This is a genomic window from Ralstonia sp. VS2407, assembly GCF_052950655.1.
The window spans coordinates 1-493 of the sequence record NZ_JBRFVG010000191.1; the positions used below are offsets into that span (position 1 = coordinate 1).

Genomic DNA, 493 nt, shown 5'->3' on the forward strand with positions numbered 1-493 from the left:
GTTTAAGGTCGGTGTCCCAGGGGAGCAGTTCGCTCGCGCCTTCCGGGAAAGCCACCAGCAGGGCGCGGCGGCGTTTGCTGAAGGCGCTGTGCAAGAAGGCCCAGAACTTCCGGCATTCCTCGCCGTTCAGGGCCGCGACCGGCAGATCGAGCTTGGACACCAGCAGATGCTCGGACGCATGCCGCTCGGCGCAGAGGGTGTCAAGTTCAGCCAGCAGCCGCTCGGCGGAATAGCGCAGGAACCGTTCGCCGGGCCGCAGCCGTGCCACCCGCCACGCTTGGTAATCTAGGTGTCCCAGGTTCAGCCGGGCCGCCACCTCGCCCTCACGCCCCAGCCAGGACCGGGGCAGCAGCAACAAGCCCGTCTTGACGTACAGACCCCCGCCGGTCAGACGACGCACCAGGGCCTCGGCGTCGCTTAAGGCTGCCCCGGCAGGCTGCATCTCTGCCGCCACCTCCACCTCAGGAGGCCCAAATTCAGTCGCCATAGAGGC

At 67.5% G+C, this 493-nt stretch carries 1 protein-coding gene; it reads right to left on the reverse strand.

Annotation, left to right across the window (positions count from 1 at the left end; genetic code table 11):
- Window positions 1–442: hypothetical protein (locus tag ACU8YE_RS24565; RefSeq protein WP_446930030.1), on the reverse strand; the 442-nt coding region annotated here is incomplete at its 3' end.
- Window positions 443–493: the final 51 nt, after the last annotated feature.